This window comes from Streptomyces sp. NPDC102490 (assembly GCF_044765285.1).
Lineage (GTDB): Bacteria > Actinomycetota > Actinomycetes > Streptomycetales > Streptomycetaceae > Streptomyces.
Genome location: NZ_JBIWJU010000012.1, coordinates 43,555 through 65,081 on the forward strand (window position 1 = coordinate 43,555; position 21,527 = coordinate 65,081).

At 72.5% G+C, this 21,527-nt stretch carries 20 protein-coding genes; 15 read left to right on the forward strand and 5 right to left on the reverse strand.

The features are described from left to right. Positions 1-234: 234 nt before the first annotated feature. A complete protein-coding gene (locus ACIRGB_RS26705) occupies positions 235-1,209 on the forward strand; it encodes an arabinan endo-1,5-alpha-L-arabinosidase (protein WP_403870019.1) in 975 nt (324 codons plus the stop codon). 40 nt (positions 1,210-1,249) lie between these two features. On the opposite strand, the gene ACIRGB_RS26710 is transcribed toward ACIRGB_RS26705, so the two are convergent. From ACIRGB_RS26710 to ACIRGB_RS26725, 4 genes are all read right to left on the reverse strand, one after another. Then, positions 1,250-2,461: a helix-turn-helix domain-containing protein gene (locus ACIRGB_RS26710; RefSeq protein WP_403870021.1), complete on the reverse strand. Its 1,212-nt coding sequence runs from the start codon at positions 2,459-2,461 to the stop codon at positions 1,250-1,252. Between the two features lie 195 nt (positions 2,462-2,656). Beyond that, positions 2,657-3,598, reverse strand: a complete 942-nt coding sequence (locus tag ACIRGB_RS26715) for a hypothetical protein (protein WP_403870024.1) — start codon at positions 3,596-3,598, stop codon at positions 2,657-2,659. A gap of 52 nt (positions 3,599-3,650) precedes the next feature. Further along, positions 3,651-5,231, reverse strand: a complete 1,581-nt coding sequence (locus tag ACIRGB_RS26720) for a DUF6801 domain-containing protein (RefSeq protein ID WP_403870027.1) — start codon at positions 5,229-5,231, stop codon at positions 3,651-3,653. A gap of 110 nt (positions 5,232-5,341) precedes the next feature. Next, complete coding sequence (locus ACIRGB_RS26725) at positions 5,342-5,974, reverse strand: hypothetical protein (RefSeq protein WP_403870030.1); 633 nt, start codon at positions 5,972-5,974, stop codon at positions 5,342-5,344. 553 nt (positions 5,975-6,527) lie between these two features. Here ACIRGB_RS26725 and ACIRGB_RS26730 point away from each other — a divergent pair. From ACIRGB_RS26730 to ACIRGB_RS26795, 14 genes are all read left to right on the forward strand, one after another. After that, entirely contained in the window at positions 6,528-7,538 is a 1,011-nt protein-coding gene (locus ACIRGB_RS26730) for an ABC transporter ATP-binding protein (RefSeq protein ID WP_403870033.1), read from the forward strand. After that, entirely contained in the window at positions 7,535-8,299 is a 765-nt protein-coding gene (locus tag ACIRGB_RS26735) for an MlaE family ABC transporter permease (RefSeq protein WP_403870036.1), read from the forward strand. Before ACIRGB_RS26730 ends, ACIRGB_RS26735 begins: the two co-directional genes overlap by 4 nt. Positions 8,300-8,305: 6 nt before the next feature. Further along, positions 8,306-9,112 carry an MlaE family ABC transporter permease gene (locus ACIRGB_RS26740; protein WP_403870039.1) on the forward strand — a complete coding sequence of 269 codons (807 nt, stop codon included), beginning with the start codon at positions 8,306-8,308 and terminating at the stop codon, positions 9,110-9,112. A 1-nt stretch (position 9,113) separates the two neighbouring features. Further along, a complete protein-coding gene (locus ACIRGB_RS26745) occupies positions 9,114-10,370 on the forward strand; it encodes an MCE family protein (protein ID WP_403870042.1) in 1,257 nt (418 codons plus the stop codon). Beyond that, a complete protein-coding gene (locus ACIRGB_RS26750; protein ID WP_403870045.1) occupies positions 10,367-11,431 on the forward strand; it encodes an MCE family protein in 1,065 nt (354 codons plus the stop codon). Before ACIRGB_RS26745 ends, ACIRGB_RS26750 begins: the two co-directional genes overlap by 4 nt. Next, positions 11,428-12,480, forward strand: coding sequence for an MCE family protein (locus tag ACIRGB_RS26755; RefSeq protein ID WP_403870048.1), 1,053 nt, complete (start codon positions 11,428-11,430; stop codon positions 12,478-12,480). The genes ACIRGB_RS26750 and ACIRGB_RS26755 overlap by 4 nt, the downstream gene beginning before the upstream one ends. After that, entirely contained in the window at positions 12,480-13,532 is a 1,053-nt protein-coding gene (locus ACIRGB_RS26760) for an MCE family protein (RefSeq protein WP_403870051.1), read from the forward strand. Before ACIRGB_RS26755 ends, ACIRGB_RS26760 begins: the two co-directional genes overlap by 1 nt. Next, on the forward strand, positions 13,529-14,665 hold the full coding sequence (locus ACIRGB_RS26765; RefSeq protein ID WP_403870054.1) for an MCE family protein: 1,137 nt from the start codon (positions 13,529-13,531) through the stop codon (positions 14,663-14,665). Before ACIRGB_RS26760 ends, ACIRGB_RS26765 begins: the two co-directional genes overlap by 4 nt. Continuing rightward, the gene (locus tag ACIRGB_RS26770; protein WP_403870057.1) at positions 14,662-15,948 is read left to right on the forward strand and encodes an MlaD family protein; all 1,287 of its coding nucleotides are present in this window, start codon (positions 14,662-14,664) and stop codon (positions 15,946-15,948) included. The genes ACIRGB_RS26765 and ACIRGB_RS26770 overlap by 4 nt, the downstream gene beginning before the upstream one ends. Further along, on the forward strand, positions 15,945-16,454 hold the full coding sequence (locus ACIRGB_RS26775) for a hypothetical protein (RefSeq protein ID WP_403870060.1): 510 nt from the start codon (positions 15,945-15,947) through the stop codon (positions 16,452-16,454). Before ACIRGB_RS26770 ends, ACIRGB_RS26775 begins: the two co-directional genes overlap by 4 nt. Further along, positions 16,454-17,071: a hypothetical protein gene (locus ACIRGB_RS26780; protein ID WP_403870062.1), complete on the forward strand. Its 618-nt coding sequence runs from the start codon at positions 16,454-16,456 to the stop codon at positions 17,069-17,071. The genes ACIRGB_RS26775 and ACIRGB_RS26780 overlap by 1 nt, the downstream gene beginning before the upstream one ends. Before the next feature lie 2 nt (positions 17,072-17,073). Beyond that, on the forward strand, positions 17,074-17,613 hold the full coding sequence (locus tag ACIRGB_RS26785; RefSeq protein ID WP_403870065.1) for a nuclear transport factor 2 family protein: 540 nt from the start codon (positions 17,074-17,076) through the stop codon (positions 17,611-17,613). A gap of 49 nt (positions 17,614-17,662) precedes the next feature. Beyond that, on the forward strand, positions 17,663-18,421 hold the full coding sequence (locus tag ACIRGB_RS26790) for a hypothetical protein (RefSeq protein WP_403870068.1): 759 nt from the start codon (positions 17,663-17,665) through the stop codon (positions 18,419-18,421). A gap of 84 nt (positions 18,422-18,505) precedes the next feature. Then, the gene (locus ACIRGB_RS26795) at positions 18,506-19,786 is read left to right on the forward strand and encodes a lytic murein transglycosylase (RefSeq protein WP_403870071.1); all 1,281 of its coding nucleotides are present in this window, start codon (positions 18,506-18,508) and stop codon (positions 19,784-19,786) included. A 16-nt stretch (positions 19,787-19,802) separates the two neighbouring features. Here ACIRGB_RS26795 and ACIRGB_RS26800 read toward each other — a convergent pair whose 3' ends face one another. Continuing rightward, entirely contained in the window at positions 19,803-21,443 is a 1,641-nt protein-coding gene (locus ACIRGB_RS26800) for a pyridoxal phosphate-dependent aminotransferase (protein WP_403870074.1), read from the reverse strand. Positions 21,444-21,527: the final 84 nt, after the last annotated feature.

Below are 21,527 nucleotides of genomic sequence, written 5' to 3' on the forward strand. Positions count from 1 at the left end.
TGGGAGGCCATGGTGGCGGGGCGGCGGCGGCAGGGAGCGCGGGTCCGGTGATTCGCCGGTTCGCATTCATGCGTCGGACACCTGTGAAACCCGGCGTTTTCCGGACGTTGGCCACCGTCGCCGCGCAGAGCATTGACGCGCAGGGGCATCGACCCTACGTTCCCGTCCGAAGAGGCGACCAATGTTCGACATCACGAACAGTCAGTGGAACGCAACGGAACAGGAGCGCCACCCATGAGCCGCACGCGCACGAGAACCGCACTCCTCGCTCTCCCCGCCGCCGCCCTGCTCGCCCTCGTCCCCTCCGCGGCGTCGGCCTATCCGAACCCCGGCCGGGTCACCGGCTCCGTCGTCACCCACGACCCGACGATGATCCGCACCTCGTCCGGGCAGTACCGGCTCTACGCCACCGGCGGCGGCATCAGCAGCAAGGCGTCCTCGGACCGCACCGCCTTCTCCGCCGGGGCGGACGCCTTCGGCTCCCGGCCCACCTGGTGGTCGCAGTACTCCGACGTCCCCGAGGCGTGGGCGCCGGACATCTCGTACCACGGCGGCAGGTACCTGATGTACTACTCCGTCTCGTCCTTCGGCGTGAACGACTCCGCGATCGGGCTCGCGGTCTCCACCACCGGGGCGCCGGGCAGCTGGACCGACCGGGGCGTCGTCTACACCTCGAACGCCGCGAGCGACTACAACGCCATCGACCCGAACCTCTTCGTCGACGACGACGGCAGGTGGTGGCTGTCCTTCGGCAGCTGGTGGACCGGCATCAAGATGATCCGGGTCGACCCGGCCACCGGCAAGCAGCTCGCCTCCGACACCGCCCGCCGCTCCCTCGCCTCCCGCCCGACCGGGACCAAGGCCGTCGAGGCCCCGTACGTCGTCAAGCGGAACGGGTACTACTACCTCTTCGCCTCGTACGACGTCTGCTGCGACGGCACCAGCTCCACCTACAAGGTCAAGGTCGGCCGGGCGACGAGCGTCACCGGGCCCTACCGCGACCGCAACGGCGTCTCGCTGATGAACAACGGCGGGACGCCGGTCCTGGAGTCGCACGGCAGCGTCATCGGACCCGGCGGCCAGTCGATCATGAACGACGTGGACGGCGACCTGATCGTCTACCACTACTACGACGGCAACGACAACGGCACGCCCAAGCTCGGCATCAACCTCCTGGACTGGAGCAGCGGCTGGCCCGTGGCGTACTGAGCCGCACGCCGGTACGGAACCGCACACCGGCCCCCGGGCATCACTCCGCGTCGTCGTGGCCCCGCAGGTGCAGCGAGCGCAGGGCCACCTCGATGGCGAAGCGGTGGTCGGGGTCGGCGAGCCGGTCGCCCAGGTGGGTGTCCAGCGTCCGCAGGCGGTAGCGGACGGTCTGCGCGTGCACGCCCAGCATCTCGCCGACCTGCTCCGCGGGCGCCCGGGTGGACACGTGCACGCGCAGGGTCTCGACCAGCCGGTCGCGCCGCCTGGCCGGCAACGCGTCGAGCGGGGCCAGTTCACGGGCCGCGATCCGGTCGACCAGGGCGGGGTCGGACAGCAGCCACAGGGTCGTCAGATGGTCCTCGCAGCGGATCAGCGGGGCGTCGGGTACGACATCGTCGTCAACGAGCTGGAGCACGCGGCGGGCCCAGCGCACGGAGTCGGCGGCCTGGGTGATCGGCACGGTCAGGCCCAGCGCGGCGCGGGTGCCGGTCAGGGCGGTGCGGAGCATGTCCAGGCGGGCGGGCGTGAGGTCGCCGGGCACGAGCAGGTGCGGCTGCGGTATGTCCAGGTCGGCGAGGACGTCCCGGTCGAGTCCCGCCTGGATGTGGTCCGGTGCCGGAGAGCGCAGGGCGACGAGGAAACACGACCGGGGCAGCTCCCAGGCGGCGGCCTTGCACAGTTCGGAGACGGCCGTACGGGGCAGCGGCGAGGCGGCCAGGAGGAAGTGCAGTAACTGTCTTCGTAACGCGGACTCCTCGGAGGCGGCCCGCTCCCGGACCTCCGCGTACCCCTCGCGGGTGATCGCCTCCAGTTCCTCGACGTACGCGAAGAGCGCGTCGGCGAAGGCGAGGATCAGCGAGGGGGAGAGGCTGTACTGCCGGCCCAGCGTCTTGGCCCGGCGCAGCGCGATGCGGGCGCCGAGCCGGTAGGCGCCTTGCAGGACCTCCAGGTCGCGGCCCTCGTACGCCTCCACCCGGCCGAACCTGCGCAGCAGTTCGTCCCGCAGCTCCGAGCTGCTGGAGGGGTCGGCCACCCGGTCCACGAAGGCGGTCAGCGCCTGTTCGACGCCCTGCCGGATCGCGTCCCCGTCCGGGCCGTTGAGCAGCCTGCCGTAGACCGGGTAGCTGCGGGTGACCTCGGTGCGTATCTCGTTCAGCAGCCCGGGCAGCAGCGGGCGCATGAAGGCCGCGAACTTCTTCGGGAGGGGGTCGAGCGGTTCACCGAGCACCGAGGGACGCGCGCTTGAGGGCATGAGTGATCCCTTGCCGTCGACATGTCCGGTGGGATGGGCCGACCGGGCCCCGCCCTCGGCGGGCGGAGCCTGGACCGGTCCAAGGCGTTCACCGGTCTGGCAAGCAGACGGTAAATCAACTTTGTTGTGTTGTACATCTCTTGGGGAGGAATCGTGTCACGGTTGTGTACGTCGTCAACCGCGTGCGCACGACCGCTAGTTGACGGCGGAGTGCCAGTTCTTCGAGAGCACCTTGCCGGCGTCGGGGGCGACGGTGCCGGGTGCGTTGAGGCCGGTGAGGTGGGTCCGGGTGTCGTTCAGGGTGAGGCTGTTGTTCCCGGCGGCGGAGGGCAGCCCGGTCTTCGCGTTCACCGCGGCGTTGATCAGACCGACGTTCAGGCCGCAGCCGGTGGCGCCGGGCACCGCGAAGGTGCTGTCGTTCTGGGTGGCGCCGGTGAGGTTGATCCGGCTCATCTCGCCGGCCGCGTCCTCGGTGCCGTCGCCCTGGAAGAAGGTCAGGCCGAACTCGGGATAGTCGCGGTTCTCCGGGCGCAGCACGATCGGGTGGGCGGCCGTCCCGATGTAGCACTTGTCGCCGAGCAGCGGGTTCTCCAGGTGGATGCGGACCGGCAGGGCGACGATGGGCAGGTCGGTGAGGGCACCCGCGGTCTGGTCGAAGGCGTAGGGCGCGCCGACCGACTCCATGGTCGCGGTGATCTTGTTGAGGCCAGAGTTCTCCAGCGACTTGCAGATCCCCGTGATCACGAAGATGTCGCTGGGGCACATCAGGCCGAGCAGTCCGCCGGGCACGGTGGCGGGCTCGGCGACCAGCGCGCCGGAGGCGGGGGCGACCACGCTGCTGGTGCCGTCCGCGTTCTGGACGATGCCCATCTGGAGGTTGGTCCTGCCGGTCGTCACGGTGGTGCCGCCCAGCTTGATGGAGCCGCTCGCCGAGGTGGACACCACGCACTGCGGGGTCTTCTCGAAGCCGTCGGCCGCCAGCATCGCCGGGGCGTCCACGGGACAGCGGGTGAAGGGGGCCCACGCGCCGTTCAGCGCGGGGTCGGCCGCGGTCGCCGTGCCCAGTGAGGCGAAGGCGCCGAGCGCGGTCAGCGCGGACACGGTGGCGAGCCGGGCGCGGGAGGAGATCGGGGGCATGGTGGTGGCCTTCCGTGGAGGTGGGCGGGGAGGGGCGGGGCGGGGTGCCGGGTCAGCGCTCGGCGACGGGGATCTGGGCGGGCTGGAGGTCCTCGGTGCACTCCAGCGGGTTGACGTTCATGACCGCGCACGTCTGCCCCTGGACCTGCTTGATGTAGTTGCCGGGGCCGGAGACGGAGGCGGTGAGCAACCGGTCGAGGTCCTCGCCGCCGGTGCCGCAGCCGGAGAAGGCCGGGATGGTCGCCTCGCCGGACAGCACACCGCCGGAGGTGAGCTGGTAGCCGGTGGCCGGCTGGCCGGTGACCTGCTCGCCGCGTCCGAACAGCACCAGGTGGTCACCGGGGAAGTGCGCGGGGTCCGGGTCGGCGGAGGTGAGGGACGTCTCGGTCCGGCAGCCCGGACCGACGTCCAGCGGTGTCCCGTTGACCTCGAGGGAGGTCACATGGAGGACCAACGGAGCCCGGACGTAGGTGTCCATGGTCGTCAGACCCTCGAGGAGGTACAGCTTCAGACGGGAGTCGATCCTGATGGGACCCGTCTGCTCCAGCACCATGGTGGCGGTCACCGGGACGAAGTCGAAGGACAGGAAGGTGCTCCGGAACGGCGGTGTCCGCTTGCGCCCCTGGTAGTTGAAGTCGCCCCACGACACGGTGTCGAAGATCAGGGCCTCCGGGTCGGGGGGACCGGCCACGGGGTCACCCTGTTCGATCAGCATGCAGGACGGCGGCAGGTACGAGGCGGCCTTCTGCTTGCGCACGTTGGTGTAGCCGGTGATGTAGGCGTTGAGCGACTTCGAGGTGGGCGGGTGCTGCTCGTCGTAGCGGCACGGCGGGACGTCGTCGCGGTCCACGGCGGCGCCGGGGGTGTTCTCCAGCACCTTCGGCGACCTCTCGGACTGCCGCTCCGGCCGCCGGTCGGCCGGTGCGTCCGGCCGTCCCTCGTCCGGCGCCCCGGAGGTTCCGGACGGTCCCGGCGAGGACGGCGAACCGCTCGTTGCCGGCCCGCCCGCGCCGACCGGTACGGTGGCCAGCAGCCCCTGCTCGGGCGCGTCCTCGGCGAGGGCGCAGTCGACGGTCAGCGAGCCGGGGGCCGCGGTGGCCGGGTCCGCCGCCCCGAGTTCCAGGTCGAGGGCGAGGGCGCCCGCGGAGAACGTCAGGTCGCCGTCGCCCCGGCCGGCCACGGAGGGGACGTCGCCCGTCGCGGTCAGCGTCAGCGGGCCCGACCCGGGCAGCGCGACCGGCTCGGAGCCGCCCCGCCAGGTCGCCGTCGCCGTGGCCGCGTTCTGGGCGACGCCGACGGCGAGCCGGGTGGCCGCCCGTACCTCGGCCGCGCCGCGGGCGGTGAGGTCCGCGACCGCCTGGGCCGGCAGCTCGACGGTGGTGGTGACGTCGGACGGCGTGAACGCCTCGCCCGCCCCGGCCCGTTCCGGGAAGTCCGCCGAGATCCGCACCGTCGCGGGCAACTCCCCCGAGGGGAGGGCGCAGACGTAGGGCAGCTCGGCCTCGACCTCCTGGGTGCCCGAGGCGGAGGCCGCGGTCGGGACCAGGGCGGCGAGCGCCACGAGCGCGGCGATCGACGTGGTCCGGGCGCGGGCCCGGGGCGGCCGCGGGGCGGCGGCTGGCGTGGCTTGCATGCGACTCCGCTCGGATGACTCGGACGGGAGGCCGTCTGTTCTCGGGCGCGGCTCGGGGCCCGCGCCCGCCCGGCCGGGGTGCCGGCCGGGCGGACGGGCTGGTCGGCGGCCTACGGGTTGGAGCCGACGATGGTCGGGATGGCGCCGGTGCTGGCCACCTTGACGGCGTAGTTGCCCTTGAAGGTGGGCTTGGTGGCGGTGGTGACGATCGCCCCGCAGTTGACGGGGTTGGTGACCACCAGTTCACCGGCGGTGCTGTTGATCGCCAGCACACCGGTGGAGTTGGTGTACGTGCCCGACGCCTTGCCCGTCACCGTGAACTTGCAGGCGCCGGCGGTCACGTTGGCCTTGACGTTGCCGACGTAGCCCTTGGTGACACCGGTGGAGGCGGTGTAGTCCTGCGCGATGACGTCCCACGGGGTGACCGACGTGGTGGTGACGTTGCCCAGGACGCTGGTGCACGGCGAGCCGGACGCACCGAAGTTCATGGTGGTGATGTCGGCGACGTCACCGGGGTTGCCGGTGGTGCTCGCCATCGTCCCGGCCGCGTTCGAGGTCGTGCACGTCATCGGGATGGTGGCGGTCAGCACGATGTTGCCGACGTTCACGGCCTTGAAGGCGGCCGGCGAGGGGTTGACCGTCCACACCGTGGAGGGCACCGCCGAGGACGGGACGGCGGCGAGGCCGAGCGCCGACGCGGCCGCACACGCCACGAGGGCCGACCTTCTGATGCTCTTCTTCATGACTCGGTCTCCTTGAGGGTTGACCTGCATTGCGCCGTGACGTTACTCGCCGGAAACATAGCCGAACAATGCGGCCGTCCATGATTCTTTGAAAAGGGGAACAAGCTGTTTCCGGGGTGAGTGAATCGCCATTCCTCTTAGTCACCTGCTGCCAAGGTCGAAGCGGCCGTCCCGCACCGCTCCCGCGCCGCCACCGTGGCACGCGCCGGGGTCCTCTTACTCACCCGATGACAAGGTGCCGAGTCGTTTTTGTGTCGCCCCTGACAGGTTCCGGAGGGCCGGGGCCGAGATCCCGGAAAACTCCGATTCCGGTGTTGCCCACCGAGGTTACTCGGCCGTAACGTGCCGGTGCGGTGCTCGGTTCCAGGTCGGTGGCCCCCGTCGGCCGGAGCCATGGCGGACGTGTGCGGGCCCCACCTCCTGTCGGGCCCGGGGGTCCGCCGGCGGGGTCCCGCGGGATCCACACCCCCCGGAACCGCGAGGCCCCGCCCTGTCTCCCCGGAGACAGGCGCGGGGCGGGCGGGTTGTCTGCGCGGTGACAAGGTGAGGTGATATGGGAATCGAAGTAGTGGTCGAGGGTCTGACCAAGTCCTTCGGTAAGCAGAGCATCTGGCGGGACGTGTCACTCACTCTTCCGGCCGGCGAGATCAGCGTGATGCTGGGCCCGTCCGGAACCGGTAAGACCGTTTTCCTGAAGTCGCTCATAGGGCTGCTCAAACCCGAGAAGGGCCGTGTCCTCATCAACGGGGTGGACATGGTGAACAGTCCGGAAAGAGACATCTACGAGACCCGTAAACTGTTCGGTCTCATGTTTCAGGACGGCGCCCTCTTCGGCTCCATGTCCCTTTTCGACAACATCGCCTTTCCGCTGCGCGAACACACCCGCAAGAAGGAGTCCGAGATCCGCCGCATCGTCATGGAGCGGATCGAGGTCGTCGGGCTGCTGGGCGCGGAGGGGAAACTTCCGGGGGAGATCAGCGGCGGTATGCGCAAGCGGGCCGGGCTGGCCCGCGCGCTCGTCCTCGACCCGCAGATCATCCTGTGCGACGAACCGGACTCCGGGCTCGACCCGGTCCGCACCGCCTACATCTCCCAGCTGCTGATCGACCTGAACGCACAGCTCGACGCGACGATGCTGATCGTCACCCACAACCTCGACATCGCCGCCACCGTGCCCGACAACATGGGGATGCTCTTCCTGCGCGAACTCGTCACCTTCGGCCCGCGCGAGGTGCTGCTCACCAGCGACGAGCCGGTCGTGGCCCAGTTCCTGGGCGGCCGGCGCGAGGGGCCCATCGGGATGTCCGAGGAGAAGGACGCGGCCACCCTCGCCGCCGAGGCGAACGCCGCCCCCGCCGTACCCGACGGGCCCCGGGTCATCGTGCCGCAGCTGGAGCCCTCGCCGGGCCTGCCGCCGCGCCGGGCCGTCGCCCGCCGGCGTGAGCGTGTCATGGGCATGATCGACACGTTGCCACCCGCGGCCCGCTCCGCCATCCGGAAGACCTACGCCGAGAACGCCGAGGCGGCCACCCTGCCGATGCCCGCCGCCGGGAGCGGCGCGTGATCACCGGCGCGCTGCGGCAGACCGGGCGGCTGTTCGCCCTCGCCGCCGAGGTCGTCCGGGCCGTCTTCCGAAGGCCCTTCCAGTTCCGCGAGTTCGTCGAGCAGTTCTGGTTCGTCGCGAGCGTGACCATCCTGCCCGCCGCCCTGGTCTCGATCCCCTTCGGCGCCGTCATCGCCCTCCAGGTCGGCTCCCTGACCGAGCAGCTGGGCGCCCAGTCGTTCACCGGGGGCGCCAGCGTCCTCGCCGTCGTCCAGCAGGCCAGCCCGCTCATCGTCGCCCTGCTCATCGCCGGCGCCGGCGGCTCGGCCATCTGCGCCGACCTCGGCTCCCGCACGATCCGCGAGGAACTCGACGCCATGGAGGTCATGGGCGTCTCACCCGTGCAGCGCCTGGTCGTGCCGCGGGTCCTGGCCACCATGGGCGTCGCCGTCCTGCTCAACGGCCTGGTCTCGGTCGTCGGCATCCTCGGCGGCTACTTCTTCAACGTCGTCATGCAGGGCGGCACCCCCGGCGCCTACCTCTCCAGCTTCTCCGCCCTGGCCCAGCTGCCCGACCTCTACGTCAGCGAACTCAAGGCGCTGGTCTTCGGGTTCATCGCGGGCATCGTCGCCGCCTACCGGGGGCTCAACCCGCGCGGCGGCCCCAAGGGCGTCGGCGACGCCGTCAACCAGTCCGTCGTCATCACGTTCCTGCTGCTCTTCTTCGTCAACATGGTGATGACGGCCGTCTACCTCCAGATCGTCCCGCCGAAGGGAGGCTGAGGACCGATGGCCTCCCCGCTCGCCCGGCTCGACCGCTCCGGCGACCAACTCCTCTTCTACGTCCGGGCCCTGCTGTGGATCCCGCGGACCCTGCGCCGCTACCTCAAGGAGGTGCAGCGCCTGCTGGCCGAGGTGGCCTTCGGCTCCGGCGGCCTCGGCGTCATCGGCGGCACCATCGGCGTGATGATCGCGATGACGCTCTTCACCGGGACCGTCGTCGGACTCCAGGGCTACGCGGCCCTCGACCAGATCGGCACGGCCGCGTTCACCGGATTCGTCTCCGCCTACTTCAACACCCGCGAGATCGCCCCGCTGGTCGCCGGACTCGCCCTCTCCGCCACCGTCGGGGCCGGCTTCACCGCGCAGCTCGGCGCCATGCGCATCAACGAGGAGGTCGACGCGCTGGAGGGCATGGGCATCCGCTCCATGCCCTACCTCGTCACCACCCGCATCATCGCCGGCGTCGTCGCCATCGTCCCGCTCTACGCCATCGGGCTGCTCTCCTCCTACCTCGCCTCCCGCTATGTGACCGTCCTGTTCAACGGGCAGTCCCGGGGGACGTACGACCACTACTTCAACCTCTTCCTGTCCCCGACGGACGTGCTGCTGTCCGTACTCAAGGTGCTGATCTTCAGCGTGATGGTGATCGTCGCCCACTGCTACTACGGCTACCGCGCCTCCGGCGGCCCGGCCGGCGTCGGTGTCGCCGTCGGCCGGTCCGTGCGCAACGCCATCGTGCTGATCAGCGTCACCGACTTCTTCCTGTCGCTGGCCCTGTGGGGCGCGACCACGACCGTGAAGGTGGCGGGGTGAGATGAGCCGACCGAGAGGGCACACCCTGCGGCGCCGGCTCGCCGGAGTGGTGTTCGTGCTGGTGCCCGTCCTGCTGATCTGGCTGGCCGTCGCCGTCTACGACAAGCGGTTCACCGACTCCGACCCCGTGGTCGTCGAGACCGGCAGCGCCGGCAACCAGATGCACCCGGGCGCCGAGGTGAAACTGCGCGGCGTCGTCGTCGGCGAGGTCCGCGCCATCGACGCCACCGGCGACGGCGCCCGGCTCACCCTCGCCATGAAGCCCGGCGCACTGGACGACGTACCGTCCGACGTCCGCGCGCAGATGCTGCCCACCACCCTGTTCGGCGAGCGGTTCGTGGCCCTCGTACCGCCCGCGGACCCCTCGCCCGAACCGCTGGCCGCCGGGGCCGTCGTCCCCCAGGACCGGTCCGCGAACGCCATCGAACTCCAGCAGGTCCTCGACGACGTCCTGCCGATGCTCACCGCCGTCCAGCCGCAGAAGCTCTCCGCGACCCTGTCCGCCGTCTCGCAGGCCCTCGAAGGCCGCGGGGAACGGCTCGGCGACACGCTCACGCTGCTGGACGAGCACCTGAAGGAGTTCAACCCGAACCTGCCCGCCCTCAACCGCGACCTCAAGGAACTCGTGAAGGTCAGCCATGTCTACGCGGACGCCGCGCCCGACATCATCACGGCGCTCACCGACTTCACCACCACCAGCGGCACCCTCGCCGAGCAGGAGGCGGACCTGGCCGCCACCCTCGGCGCCACGACCCGGACGGCCGAGGACGTGACGGCCTTCCTGCGGAAGAACAAGGACACCATCATCCGGCTCGGCGACACCAGCCGCCCCACCCTGGAGCTGCTCGCCGAGTACTCCTCGGCCTTCCCCTGCACCCTGCGCACCCTCGCCGACTTCGTGCCGGCCATGGACAAGGCGCTCGGCAAGGGCACCGACCGGCCCGGCATCCACGTCGACGTCACCAGCGTCGCCTCGCGCGGGGCCTACCGGCCCGGCCGCGACACCCCGGTGTACGACGCCGGCGGCGGCCCCCGCTGCCCCTCCGTGCCCTACCTCGGCGCCCTGCCCCGGCCCGCCGCGCCGGCCGCCGCACCCGCGGCCGAGCAGGACCTCGGGCCCGCCAACTCCCCGCAGGAGAACGACCTCGTCAACGAACTCCTCGCCCCCGCCGCCGGGAAGAGCCCCGGCGACCTGCCCGACTGGAGCAGCCTGCTCGTCGGCCCCGTCTACCGCGGTACGGAGGTGACCCTGCGATGACCAGGTCCGACCACGCGCACACCCGGCGCCGCCCGCTGACCGGACCGCTGGTCAAGTCCCTCGTCTTCGTGGTGGTCACCGCCCTCGCCACCACCGTGCTCGGCCTGAGCGTCGCCGGCACCAGCGTCGACTCCGGCAGCGGCGCCGACACCTACAAGGCCCTGTTCACCGACGTCACCGGGCTCACCGACGGCGACAGCGTGCGGATCTCCGGGGTGACGGTCGGCGAGGTGACCGACGTCCGCGTGGTGCACCGGCGCACCGCGCAGGTCACCTTCACCGTCCGCGACGACCGCAGGCTGCCCCGGTCGACCACCGCCGCCGTGAAGTACCTCAACCTGGTCGGCCAGCGCTACGTCGCCCTCGACCGCGGCAGCGGCGACCTCACCGGCACCCTCCCGGAGGGCGGCACCGTTCCGCTGGACCGCACCACGCCCGCGCTCGACCTCACCCTGCTCTTCAACGGCTTCAAGCCGCTGTTCGAGGGACTCTCCCCGAAGGACGTCAACGAACTCGCCGGCTCGATCGTGCAGGTGCTCCAGGGCGAGGGCGCCACCGTCGACAGCCTGATCCGGCACATCGGGTCGCTCGGCACGACCGTCGCCGCCAAGGACAAGGTGATCGGCCAGGTCGTCGAGAACCTCACCACCGTCCTGGACACCCTCAACGACCGCGAGGACGACTTCGACGACCTCGTCGTCACCCTCCAGAAGCTCGTCAGCGGCTTCAACCGGGACCGCAAACCCCTCGGCGAGGCCGTCACCGCCATGGGCGACCTGACCACGGTCACCGCGGGACTCCTGGAGGACGGCCGCGCGCCCCTCAAGAAGGACATCCGGGAACTGGGCCGGCTCTCCACCCATCTCGGCGAACACACCCCGCAGATCGAGGACTTCCTGGAGAAGAGTCCCGCCAAGATGACCGCCCTGGCCCGCCTGTCCTCCTACGGATCGTGGTTCAACCTCTACCTCTGCGAGGCGCGCGTGAGCGGAGTGACCACCTCCGACGGCTCGAAGCCGCCGACCGGCATCGCGATCACCGAATCGAGGTGCCGCGGATGACGCGCCCCCGTAACACGCCGCGCTTCAAGCCGGTCAAGGAGCGCAACCCCGTCGCCGTCGGCGTCGCCGGACTGCTCGTCCTCACCCTGATTGCCCTCCTCGCCTACCACGTCGACCGGCTGCCGTTCGGCGGCGGCACCACCTACAGCGCCGACTTCTCCGAGGCCGCCGGCCTGGACGAGGGCGACGAGGTGCGCATCGCCGGCGTCAAGGTCGGCCGGGTCACCGGCGTCGCGCTCGACGGCGCCAAGGTCAAGGTCACCTTCGAGGTCGAGGACGCCTGGCTCGGCGACCGGACGACCGCCGCCATCGCCATCAAGACCGTCCTCGGCGACAAGTACCTGGCGCTCGACCCGCTCGGCTCCGGCCGCCAGGACCCCGGCGCCCGCATCCCGCTCGCCCGCACCACCTCCCCGTACGACGTGACCCAGGCGTTCCAGGACCTCAGCGGCACCGTCGACGCCCTCGACACCGGGCGGCTCGCGGAGAGCTTCGAGACCATCTCCGACACCTTCAAGGACTCCCCGCCGCACGTGCGCAAGGCGGCCACCGGCCTGTCCGACCTGTCGAAGTCGATCTCCAAGCGCGACGCCAAGCTCGCCGAACTCCTCAAGGGAAGCGCCGACTTCACCAAGACGCTGGAGAACAACAAGTCCAGCTTCGAGACCCTCATCGAGGACGGCGACCCGCTGCTCGGCGAACTCCGCGACCGCCGCACCGCCATCAGCGCCCTGCTCAAGGGCAGCCAGGACCTCGGCACCGAACTCGGCGGCCTGGTCAAGGACAACGAGAAGCAGCTCGGCCCCACGCTGAAGGCGCTCGGCCGCGTCACCGGCGTCCTGGAGAAGAACAACACCCGCCTCGGCGAGACCCTCGCGCTGGTCGGCCCGTACTACCGCCTGGTCGGCAACACCCTGGGCAACGGCCGCTGGTTCGACAGCTACCTGTGCGGCGTCGTGCCCCGCGACTACCTGCCCGCCACCTCCCAGCCCGAGACCGGATGCCTGCCGCCCAAGCAGCCCGCGGCGGCCCAGGGGAGCGGTGCGTGATGACCCGACGCCGAAAGATCCTCACCGGGGTGCTCGCCCTCGTGGTGCTCGCCGCCGGCGGCCTGGTCGCCGCCCGGGTCCTCGCACCCGACGGCACCCGCGTCACCGCCTACTTCGACCGCGCCATCGGCGTCTACGCCGGGTCCGACCTGCGCATCCTCGGAGTGCGCGTCGGCGAGGTGGAGTCGGTGGACCCCGAGGGCACCAGGGTCCGCGTCGGCCTCCGCCTGGACGAGGGGATCAAGGTCCCCAAGGACGCGCGGGCCGTCGTGGTCGCGCCCAGCGTCGTCGCCGACCGCTACGTGCAGCTCACCCCCGCCTACCGCGCGGGCCCCGCCCTCGCCGACGGCGCCGTCCTGCCCGCCGCCCGCAACCACGTCCCCGTCGAGATCGACCAGATCTACGACTCGATCACCGAACTCGGCGACGCCCTCGGCCCGGACGGCGCCAACTCCGACGGCGCCCTGTCCGAACTGCTGAAGACCGGCGCCGACAACCTCGACGGCAACGGCAAGGCCATCGGCGACGGCGTCGAGGAGTTCGGCAAGGCGGCCAAGACCCTCGACGGCAGCAGCGGCGACCTGTTCAGGACGCTCAGCAGCCTCCAGACCTTCACCACCCTGCTGAAGAACAAGGACACCGACGTGCGCACCGCGCAGGAACGCCTGGACGACGTCGTCAGCTTCTTCGCCGACAACAAGGACGACCTCACCGGCGCCCTGGAGGAACTCGGCAAGGCCCTCGGCCAGGTCAAGACCTTCATCGAGGACCACCGGGGCGAGCTGAAGAAGAACGTCGACCGGCTCGTCCCCCTCACCCGGACCCTGGTCGAGCAACGCGCCTCGCTGGCCGAGGCGCTGGACGTGGCACCCCTGGCCGCCGGCAACGTCGTGAACGCCTACAACCCCGACACCCGCACCCTGGACGGCCGCGCCAACCTCAACGAGATCAGCAGCGGTGGCCCGCTGCTGCCGCTGCCCGTGGCCGGTGCGACCGGCGAGGCGACCGATGCGACCGATGCGAAGAAGACGGAGAAGGGGGCCGGGCGATGAGGCGCCCCGGGACCGGCGCGGGCCGGGCCGCGGGCCTCACCGCCGGCGGACTGGCCGCCGTCGGACTCGCCCTCGCCCTGACCCTCGGCGGGGTCACCGTCGTACCGAGCGGCTTCGACGGCATCGAGGACCTGCCGCTGCCCGGCGGCGCCGACCTCGGCGACCACCCCTACACCGTCACCGCGGAACTCCAGGACGTGCTCAGCCTCGTCCCGCACGCCGCCGTACGCGTCAACGACGTCGCCGTCGGCCGGATCACCGGCATCGAACTCGGCGAGGACGACTGGTCGGCCCGCGTCACCATGGAGATCAACGGCGACGTGCGGCTGCCCGCCGACGCCACCGCACGCCTCCAGCAGTCCAGCCTGCTCGGCGAGAAGTACGTCCAGCTCGTCGCCCCCGCCCGGGAGACCGGAACCGGCCGGCTGACCGACGGCAGCGTCATCCCGCTCTCCCGCACCAGCCGCAACACCGAGGTCGAGGAGGTGTTCGGCGCGCTGTCCCTGCTCCTCAACGGCGGCGGAGTCAACCAGCTCAAGACCATCACCCGGGAACTCAACGCCGCGCTCGGCGGCCGCGAACCCGAGGTCCGCTCGCTGCTGAAACGGGTCAACACCCTGGTGGGCGACCTCGACGACCACCGCAAAGACATCACCGACGCCCTCGACGCCGTCAACCGGCTCTCCTCGACCCTCGCCACCCGCAAGGACGACGTCGGCACCGTCCTCACCGGCCTCTCGCCCGGACTGAAGACGCTGGAGCGGCAGCGCGGCTCCCTGCTGACCATGCTGCGCTCCCTCGACACCCTGTCCGGCGTCGCCGTCTCCACCATCGACGCGAGCAAGGAGGACGTGATCGCCGACCTCAAGGCCGTCGCGCCGACGCTCAAGGCCCTGGCCGACGCGGGCACGGACCTGCCCGACTCGCTCCAGGTGCTGCTGACGTACCCGTTCACCGACGAGGTGCTGCGCGGCGTGAAGGGCGACTACCTCAACACGTACCTGAGCGTGACCGCCGTGCCCGGGACCCAGGTGATCCCGCCGCTCGTGCCCGGCGACACACCGGCGAAGAAGCGGTCCTCCTCGCCCCTGCCGCTGCCCTCCGTGTCCGAGCCCGGAGGTGACCGGGAATGATCACCCTGGCCGTACGGCTGAAGAACCTCGCCTTCCTCGTGATCGCCGTCCTCGCCCTGTCCTACCTCGGCATCCGCTACGCCGACCTCGGCCGGTACGTGGGCGCCGCCGACTACTACACCGTGGACGTGCGACTCCCGCGCACCGGCGGCCTCTTCACCCACTCGGACGTGACCTACCGGGGCGTCTCGGTGGGCCGCGTCGGCCCGATCGACCTCACCGCCGAGGGCGTCGTCGCCGAACTCCGCATCAAGAAGTCCGCGCCCCGCATCCCGGCCGACACCAAGGCCGTGGTCGCCGGGCTGTCCGCCGTCGGCGAGCAGTACATCGACCTGCGGCCCGAGAGCGACGGCTCCCCCTACCTCGCCGACGGCACCCGCATCGAACAGGCCGACACCGAGGTGCCCGCACCCGTCACCGACGTCCTCACCAGCGTCGACGACCTCGTGAGCTCGGTCCCGCTGGAGGACCTGCGCACGGTCGTCGACGAGTTCGGCAAGACCTTCGAAGGACACGGCGACGACCTCCAGGTGCTGCTGGACAGCGGCAGCGACTTCGTCGCGGCCGCCGACCGCGCCCTGCCCTCCACCTCGCTGCTCATCCGCGACGGCGAGACCGTCCTGCGCACCCAGGCCCAGGAGTCGCGGGCCATCCGCGACTTCGCCGTCGGGGCCAAGGACCTGGCCGCCGCGCTCAAGGGCTCCGACGCCGACCTGCGCCGCCTGCTCGCGGTCACCCCCGAGGCCGCCACCCAGGTCAGCGGTCTGCTGCGGGACCTCGACCCGAGCCTCGGCGTCGTCCTCGCCAACCTCCTGACCACCTCCGAGGTCGCCGTCACCCGGCAGCGGGGCATCGAGGAACTCCTCGTGACGTACCCGGCGGCCGTCGCCGCGGGCGCCACCGCCGTCGACGGGGGCAAGCTGAACCTCGGCCTGGCCGTCACCTTCTTCAGCCCCCTGCCCTGCACCGAGGGCTACGGTGCCACGCGCTACCGCAACGGCCTCGACCTCGGCACCGCGCCCGCCCTCAACACCGGCGCGGCCTGCACCGCCCCGGCGTCGAGCGGGAAGAACGTGCGCGGCTCGGCCCACGCCCCGAAGGGCGGCGCGGTGCCCGACCCGGCCACACCCGGCTCCCTGCCCTCGGGCAGCGGCGGCCGGACCACCCCCGGCAAGGACGGCACCCCGGCCCTGCCCGGCGCGCTCGCCCTGCCCGGACAGAGCGGTGAGGCACCGGCCGGCCTGACCGGTCTCCTCGCCCCGGCCACCGGGAGCACACGATGAGGCGGGCCAAGATCCTCACCGGGGCGGGGCTGGTGCTGGCCCTCGCCGTCTGCGGCACCGGCGCGTGGACCTACGCCGAGGCCCGCACCGACGACGCGCTCGCCTACGGCCGGGAGCGGGACGAGGCGCTCGCCGACGGGCGGGACGGCATCGCCGTACTCACCACGCTCGACGCCTCCACCCGGCAGCACGCGCAGCGGAGCATCCGGGACTGGCGCGCCGTCTCCACCGGGCCGCTGCGCGAGGAACTCGGCGACACCGAGGCGGCGGCCGGGACCTCGGCGCGCGGCACGGTCACCGAGGCCGCCGTCACCGCGCTCGACACCCGGTCCGGCACGGCCGAGCTGATCGCCACCGTCCGCGTCCGGGTCACCCCCGCCGGGACGAAGAAGCCGTCCACCGACCGCAAACGCCTGGAGGCGGTCCTGGCCCGCACGGGCGAGGGGGAGTGGAAGGTACGGGCGCTGAGCGCCGTGCCGGTGGCGCAAGGGAAGGGCGAGCAGTGATGACACCGACGTGGCTGCTGCGCGGGGACGCCGCACCGGAGCCCGGCACGGAGCCGGACCAGGAGACCCAGCGCACGGACGCGCCCGCCGAGAAGGGCCCGCCGAACGGGCGCCTGCGGAGGGCGGCCCTGGCCGCTACCGCCGCCGCCCTCGTCCTCGGCGGCTGCGGATTCTTCTACGCCGCCCACCAGGTGAGATCGCAGGCGCCCGCCCAGAACCACGCGCTCACCGACACCGAGGCCACCACCCGCGTCGCGGGCGAGGTCGGCGACGCCCTCGCCCGGATCTTCTCCTACACACCGGACGGCACCGCGGCCGCCGAACGCTCCGCGACCACCGTCCTCGACGGCCGCGCCGCCCGCCAGTACGAGACCCTCTTCGCCCGGGTCCGCGACGACCTCGCCGAGCAGCGCGTCACCCTGAGCACCCGGGCCGTCCGCACCGGAGTGATCGAACTCGACGGCGACCGGGCCCGCCTGCTGGTCTTCCTCGACCAGACCTCCCACCGCGGCGAAGACAAGGCCAAGGGCAAGGCCACCACCGCCGCGGCCCAACTCACCGTCACCGCACGCCTCGACGACGACCGGTGGCGGATCGTCGACATCAAGGCCCGCTGACCATGCGCGGGAGACTGGAGCACCCCATGACACGCGCGGTCCCGGCCCTGGCCCTCGCCCTCACCCTCGTGGCGGGCGGTTTCGCCGCCTGGGCCGGTCAGGACTGGTACGGAGCGGCCCACGACGAGCAGGCCGCCTACGCCGCCCAGCGGGACGCGGCACTCTCCGCCGGTGAGCAGGCCGTGCAGAACCTCAACACGCTCGACCACCGCGAGCTGAAGCGCGGCCTGGACCTGTGGGAGTCGTCCACCACCGGCGAACTGCACGAGCAACTCGCCTCCGGGCGGGACGCGTTCACCGCCCAGGTGAAGGAGGCGAAGACGGTGAGCACGGCCCGGGTGCTGTCCGGCGCCGTCACCGAACTCGACGACCGCGCCGGACGCGCCCGGGTGCTGGTCGCCCTGCGCGTCACCGTCAAGGCGGCCGACGGGGCGAAGAGCGACAAGGACAGCCGCATGCTCGGCGAACTCACCCGGACCGACGGCCGGTGGAAGCTCAGCGCCCTGGGACAGGCACCCGTCGGCGGCACATCGACCGGCTGACCCGGTTCCCGTACCGCGAAGCCGGCCGCAGCGAGGAGGACACCGCACCATGTCGACGACCCGTCACCACATCAACCGCCAGCGGCGCCGCCAGGCCCGCGAGACCCGGCCCGCCGCCTCCGCCGGGAACCCGGAACACACCGAGCGCACGCCGGTGGCGACCGGTACACGCGGCGCCACCGCCGTCCTGGAGCCCGCCGGGGCCGCCGCCACCGACCCGCCCACGGACGGAGCGGCCCCGAAGGCCACCGGGGACCGGCCGCGCCGCCGCCCCCCGCTCCTCGTGCTGCTCTGCGCGCTGACCGTGCTCCTCGGCGGCTTCGCGGGCTGGGCGCACGCGAAGGCCGAGGGGCTCAGGTCCGAGCCCGCGCGGAGCAACACCGCGCTGACCGACCTGGCCCGCACCAGCGAGATCAAGGGACAGGTGACCAAGGCCGTCGACCGGCTCTTCTCCTACGACCACGCCGACCCCGGCGCCCTCGACGAGGCGGCCAAGGACCTGCTGACGGGCAAGGCCGTCGACCAGCACCGCGATCTGCTCGCCGACGTCCGCGCGCGGGCCGACGAACAGAAGGCGGTGATCACCACGACGGTCACCGAGAGCGCGGTCGAACGGATCGACGGCGACCGGGCCCGGGTCCTCGTCTACGCCGACCAGAGCAGCGTCGCCACCAGGGGCAAGAAGAGCAAGGCAGGCGAGGAGGCCGCGCGGGACGAGGGCGTGTACGCGGCGGCCATGCTCGCCGTCGACGTCGTGCACCGCGACGGACGCTGGCTGGTCTCCGCCCTCGACACCTTCGGCCGCTGAACCGCCGCACCACCGACCACACTTCGCCCCGCAGCCCCGACCCGCCTCCCGCCCCCCCCGACGGAACCGACAGGAGTGACGACCATGTCCGTACGCCGTGCCCGACGCCTGTACCGCGGGCGGGCCCGCAAGGGACTGCGCACGACCGCCCTCGCGGTGGCGGCCATGGCGGCCCTCACCGCGTCCCAGGCCCCCGGCCTCACCGGCGACGCGCGGGACACCCGCACCGGACCGGCGGCCGACGACCCGAGCCTGCCGACGACGGACGGCCCGTTCGCGGCGCTCACTCCGCCGGGCGACGGCTCCTACCACACCGAACTCCCGCCCCTGACGCCCCGGAACGGGGGAGCGGCGGCCGCTCCCGCGCTCGGGCCGGAGATCCGCGCCCAGTCGGGCATCCCGGCCACCGTGCTGCGCGCCTACCGCGCCGCCGAGACGGTCGTCGGCAGGACGGACCCGGGCTGCCGGCTGCCCTGGGAACTGCTCGCGGCGATCGGCAAGGTCGAGTCCGGCCAGGCACGCGGCGGCGCGGTCGACCGGAACGGCACGACCCGCGGCCGTATCACCGGACCGCCGCTCGACGGACGGGGCTTCGCCCTGATCCGGGACACGGACGGCGGCGCCCACGACGGCGACACGGTCTACGACCGGGCGGTGGGCCCGATGCAGTTCCTGCCGTCCACCTGGGCCCGCTGGGGCGCCGACGGCAACGGCGACGGCCGCGCCGACCCGAACAACGTCTTCGACGCGGCGCTGGCGGCCGGGCACTACCTGTGCGCCGGTGACCGGGACCTGGGCCGGGCGGCGGACCTGGACCGGGCGGTCCTCAGCTACAACAACTCCCGCACCTACCTCGCACTGGTCAGGCACTGGCTGGAGTTCTACCGCCGGGGAGTCCACACCGTCCCCGACGGCGCGGGCGTGGTCCCGAGGAGCCCCGGCGCGGGCGGCGAGACCCGGGCGACCGAGCCCGTCGACGGCGAGAGCGGCAGCGGCGGCAGCGGCGGGGGACACGGCGGCGGGAACGGCGGTGGAGGCGCGGGCGACGGCATCGACATCGGCCCGGACCCGAGCACCACGCCGGGCGGCCCCGGACCGTCCCCGTCGGCGTCCCGCCCCGTACCGTCCACGGGCCCGTCCTCCCCGACGGCGCACCCGACGAGCCCGGACCCCTCCCAGTCGCCCACCGGGTCCCCGGACCCCTCGCCGGACCCGACCGGCCCGAGCCCCTCGCCGACGCCCACGGACGGCTGCTCCACGGAACCGGGGACCGCGTCCCCGGACCCCGCGGCCTCCCCGACGGGCCCGGCCTGCCCGTCCCCGTCGGGCAGCACGCCGGCCACCTCGGCGGCCTCGGCCGGGTAGGAGCGCCCGGCGCGGATCAGCCCACGCGGCCCATCCCCGCCGCGTTCGGCCAGCCCGTCGCCGGGACCGACTCCAGACCGTCGGTGCCCCGGACCTGGGCGGCGGTGAGGCCGCCGCGGGCCGGGACGCCGGGCGGGGTGGGCCCGAACGGCGGCGGGTACGCGGCGGCCGGGGCGGGCACCGGCACCGGCGCCGGCCCGGGCTGCGGGGCCGGTGCCGGGTGGGGGACCGGCGCCGGCCCGGGATACGGCACCGGCTGGGGGCCCGGCACCGGCTGGGGCACCGGCGCGGGGCCGGGCACGGCGGCCGCCGCCGGAGCGACCGGCACCGCGGCGGGGAGCGGCATGCCGGTGCCGGTGCCGGTGCCGGTGCCGGGGGCCGGAGCGGCGGCGAGCCCCGGGGCACCGGCACCGGCGGTCTGTGCGGTGATCGCGCGCATACCGGAACCGTTGGTCTCGTGCATCAGGCGGTCCACCGCCGCCGTGCCCGAGCTGTAGCCGGTCCCGGTGGCCGGCCCGGGCACGGCGGCTCCCCTCCCGGTCCCGTAGAGCACCTGTTCCAGGCCGGACACCAGGCGACGCACGTCCGCCTGGGGGCGCACCACGAGACGCAGGAAGCGGCTGGACGAACCGATCTTGTTGCCGCACTCCCGGACCAGCACCCGGTGCTCGGTGAGCATGCGGTCGCGCACGGCGGTGCCCTCCGCGCCCACGGGGAGCCGGACGAAGAGGAAGTTGCCCTGGGAGGGGTAGACGGTCAGACCGGGCAGCGCGGACAGCTGGGCGGCCATCTCCAGGCGGTCGCGGCGCACCTGGTGCAGGCTCCGCGCGTACTCGGGACCGTGGTCGCGCAGCATGAACACCACGTGCTCCGCCAGGGAGTTGAGGTTCCACTTGGGCAGCATGGCGCGCACCCGGCCGGCGAGCGCCGGGTTGGCGACGAGGTAGCCGAAGCGGATGCCGTGCAGCCCGAAGTTCTTGCCGAGGCTGCGCAGCACGACGACGTTGGGGCGGAGCATCGCCTCCTGGACCACGCTGGGTTCGGCCTCCGCGTCGGCGAACTCCAGGAAGGACTCGTCGATCACCACCAGGTCCCGGTCGGCCATCGCGTCCATGAACTGCACCAGCGCCTGCTTGTGCAGATAGCCGCCGTCGGGGTTGTTGGGGTTGCAGACGACCACGGCCCGGGTGCCCCGGGCCCGGACGAACTCGGCGTACCGGGCGAGGTCGAGGGCGAAACCGCCGGCCTCCTGGAGCGGGAACATGTCGACCCGCTTGCCGGTCTCCATGGGCTGGTCGGTCCAGCGGCCGAAGGTGGGGACGGGGACGGCGAGGGACTCCCGGACCAGCAGGTGGTCGATCCAGGTGATCAGCTCGGTGGAGCCGTTGCCCATCGCCACGCACTGCGGCGGGAGCTGGAGCAGGCCGCACAGCTCGGCGGTGATGGTGTCCGCGCCGCTCGGGTAGTACGTGATGATGTCGCGCAGCCGGCCGGCCAGCTCGTCGAACATCGCCGGGGTGGGGAAGTACGGGTTGCAGGGGGTGCAGAAGTCCACCGGACCGGCGCCCGCCGCCTCGCCGCTCTCCCGCGTCAGCGCCGCCATCGAGGGGCTGTGCGCCGCGGTGCTGCGGAACAACGAGGTGACGTTGCCGGACAAGGGGACCTCCGTGAGTGGGCGGCCCGCGCGGGGGCACGGGCCGCCCTTGTGTACGGAGGCGGACGGGGCACCGTTCAACAGGTG